General features: G+C 69.2%; 5 protein-coding genes. 3 read left to right on the top strand and 2 right to left on the bottom strand.

The window, feature by feature from the left end; translation table 11 throughout:
• Positions 1-150 (top strand): SRPBCC family protein (locus F3T56_RS45630; protein ID WP_281291996.1); only part of this gene is annotated, 150 nt, incomplete at its 5' end.
• 1 nt (position 151) lies between these two features.
• Here F3T56_RS45630 and F3T56_RS45625 read toward each other — a convergent pair.
• Positions 152-898, bottom strand: coding sequence for an IclR family transcriptional regulator (locus tag F3T56_RS45625; protein ID WP_149831339.1), 747 nt, complete (start codon positions 896-898; stop codon positions 152-154).
• Positions 899-1104: 206 nt separating this feature from the next.
• Between F3T56_RS45625 and F3T56_RS45620 the strand changes: the two genes are divergently transcribed.
• Both F3T56_RS45620 and F3T56_RS45615 read left to right on the top strand, forming a co-directional pair.
• Positions 1105-1941 (top strand): methylenetetrahydrofolate reductase, encoded by an 837-nt coding sequence (locus tag F3T56_RS45620; RefSeq protein WP_149831338.1) that lies wholly within the window; start codon positions 1105-1107, stop codon positions 1939-1941.
• A 12-nt stretch (positions 1942-1953) separates the two neighbouring features.
• Entirely contained in the window at positions 1954-2796 is an 843-nt protein-coding gene (locus F3T56_RS45615) for an alpha/beta fold hydrolase (RefSeq protein WP_149831337.1), read from the top strand.
• Positions 2797-2803: 7 nt separating this feature from the next.
• On the opposite strand, the gene F3T56_RS49190 is transcribed toward F3T56_RS45615, so the two are convergent.
• A partial coding sequence (locus F3T56_RS49190; protein WP_246204878.1) for a formyltetrahydrofolate deformylase occupies positions 2804-3177 on the bottom strand: 374 nt, incomplete at its 5' end.

The raw sequence follows: 3177 nt of genomic DNA, 5'->3' as shown, positions 1-3177 counted from the left end.
AATCAGCAGGATTTCGACGCCTGCGAGCGTACGCAGCCCGGAATGAGCTCCCGTATGTATGCCAAGGGCGGTGTGCTGGTGCCCAGCGAGCACCACATCGGCGCGTTCCACGACTGGGTGAACGAGCGCCTGGGCACCCCTCAGGGGTGACTCAGCCCAGGTGGCCCATCCGGTGGCTGATCTCCTCGGCGCCCTTGAGCAGTATCGGGGAGAGTTCGTGCAGGCGCTGCTCGGTCAACCGGTATCCGGGCCCGGAGGCGCTGAGCGCCGCGATGACCTCGCCGTCCCGGTTGCGCACGGGGGCGGCCAGCGCGTGCAGGCCGACCTCCAACTCCTCCAGGGTGAAGGCGTAGCCCCGCTCGCGAGCCTCGGCGAGGTTCTTCTCGAGCTTCGTCTTCGCGGTGATGGTGCGCGGGGCGACCTTCTTCATACTGGCGGCGGACAGCAGCGCGGCGCGCTCCTTCGTGGACATGTGCGCCAGCAGGATCTTGCCGCTGGAGGTGGCGTGCAGCGGGGTCAGCTGGCCGACCCAGTTGTGCGCGGTGATGGCTCCCGGGCCGCGTACCTGGTACAGGTTGACGGCGTAGTGCTCCTGCATGACGGCGATGTTGACGGTCTCGCCGATCTCCTCGGCGAGGCGCTCGCAGACGGGGCGGCCCTGCTGTGTGATGTCGATACGGCCAGTGACCGCGCCGGCCAGGCGTACGATGCCGAAGCCGAGCCGGTACTTGCCGCGCTCACCCGCCTGCTCCACCAGACCGCGCGCCTCCAGCGCGCCGAGCAGCCGGAAAGCAGTGGACTTGTGAACCTCGATCTCGCCCGCCACCTCGCTGACGCCCGCTTCGCCACGCTGGGCGAGGATCTCCAGAACGCTGATGGCGCGGTCGACCGACTGCACTCCGCCAGTGGGTGAGTTCGGGGTTTCGGCGTCAGGGCTGTAGTTGCTCACAGTGAAACTATACGCGTAGTAAACAACGTAGCTGCACGTAACCGCGACGAAACGAAGACCGGGAGGTTGCGCTTTTCGCAACATGGTGCGCATGACGCGACCACCCGCGTACGTACTACCGCCATCGTGACGTCCAGAAGCAAACGGAGTAGGTGTTGAGTGCGACAGGGCTGAGGGCGCTGCTGGAGAGCGTCCGCTACGAGGTGCTGCCCGCGAAGGCGACCGAGGACAAGGTCCTCGCCCATGTCCCGCGCGACGTCGTCGTCACCGTGACGGCGTCACCGGCCAAGGGCCTGGAACCGACCCTCGACCTCGCCGCCCGGCTCGCCGCGCACGGCTACCGGGTCGTCCCGCACGTGCCGGCCCGGCTGCTGCGGGACGACCTGCACCTGAAGGAGGTCACGGGCCGGCTCCTGGAGGCAGGCGTGGACGACGTCTTCGTCCCGGCCGGCGACGCCGACCCGCCCGCCGGGGTCTACGACGGGGCGCTTCCGGTGCTGCACGGGCTCAGCGAGCTGGGCGGTCCCTTCGCCCGTGTCGGGGTCACCGGCTACCCCGAGAGCCATCCGCTCATCCACGACGACGTCACCATCCAGGCGATGTGGGACAAGCGCGAGCACGCCACGTACATCGTGAGCAACCTCTGCTTCGACTCCCGGGTGCTGGGGGAGTGGCTCGTTCGTATACGGCGCCGGGACATCACCCTGCCGGTCCATGTGGGTGTCGCGGGGCCCGTGCAGCGGGCGAAGCTGCTGGCGATGGCCACGAAGATCGGGGTGGGGGAGTCGACGCGCTTCCTGACGAAGCACGCCTCGTGGTTCGTGCGTTTCGCGGCTCCTGGAGGGTATGCCCCCGAGCGGCTGCTGTCCCGTACCGAGCAGGCCCTCACGGCACCCTCGGCCGGGTTGGCCGGCCTGCACCTGTTCACGTTCAACCAGATCGCCGAGACGGAGCGGTGGCGCCGCGCGCTGCTGGACCGGTTGGGCGGCTGAACCGGGAGAAGGATGATCACCGATACCGACTGGCAGCTGACGCGAACCTTCACCAGCACCTCGGGCGACGTCCGTTGGGACCGGCTGGGGCAGCCCGGCCGGCCGCCGGTCGTCCTCCTGCACGGCACCCCCTTCTCGTCGTACGTGTGGCGTGCCGTCGCCCGTTCCCTTGCCCGCGACCGCGAGGTGTTCGTCTGGGACATGCCCGGCTATGGAACCTCCGAGAAGACGGAGGGGCAGGATGTGTCCCTGGCCGCCCAGGGCCGCGTCTTCACCGAACTCCTGGGCCACTGGGGTCTCACCGAACCGCTCGTGGTCGCCCACGACTTCGGCGGCGCCGTCGCCCTGCGGGCACACCTGCTGCACGGTGTCCGCTACCGCGCCCTGGCGCTGGTGGACCCGGTCGCGCTGGCGCCGTGGGGCTCGCCGTTCTTCCGGCTGGTCCGCGAGCACGCGGATGTCTTCGAGCGGTTGCCGCCCGCGCTCCACGCCGCCCTGGTGGGTGAGTACGTCACGTCCGCCAGCAGCCTCGGCCTGCACCCGGTGGTCCTGGACCGGCTCGTCGAGCCCTGGCTGGACGGAGCCGGGCAGGCGGCTTTCTACCGGCAGATCGCCCAGGCCGACCAGCGCTACACCGACGAGATCCAGGACTGTTACGCCGGGATCGGCATCCCCACGCTCGTCTGCTGGGGCGAGGACGACACCTGGATCCCGGTGGCGAAGGGGCGCGAGCTCGCCGCTCTCGTCCCCGGCGCGTGGTTCGAACCGATCGCCGACGCGGGCCACCTCGTCCAGGAGGACGCCCCCGCGCAGCTCACAGCCGCGCTCATCGCCTTCCTCCAGCAGCCACTGTGACCGAGGTTCAGCGGAAGACCACCGTGCGGTTGCCGTCCACCATCACGCGGCTCTCGCTGTGCCACTTCACCGCGTGCGCGAGCACTTGCGCCTCCACGTCCCGCCCGACGGTGACCAACTCGCCCGGGTCGAGCGAGTGGTTCACCCTGACCACGTCCTGCTCGATGATCTGGCCCTCGTCCAGGTCCGACGTCACATAGTGCGCTGTCGCGCCGACCAGCTTCACTCCGCGCTGGTAGGCCTGGTCGTAGGGGCGCGCGCCCTTGAAGCTGGGGAGGAAGGAGTGGTGGATGTTGATGGCGCGGCCCTCCAACTGCTTGCACAGGTCGTCGGAGAGGATCTGCATGTAGCGGGCCAGCACCACCAGGTCGATGTCCAGCT

Source organism: Streptomyces tailanensis, assembly GCF_008386495.1.
Lineage (GTDB): Bacteria > Actinomycetota > Actinomycetes > Streptomycetales > Streptomycetaceae > Streptomyces > Streptomyces tailanensis.
The sequence above is the reverse complement of the archived record's forward strand: the minus strand, read 5'-3'. Positions and strand labels throughout refer to the sequence as shown.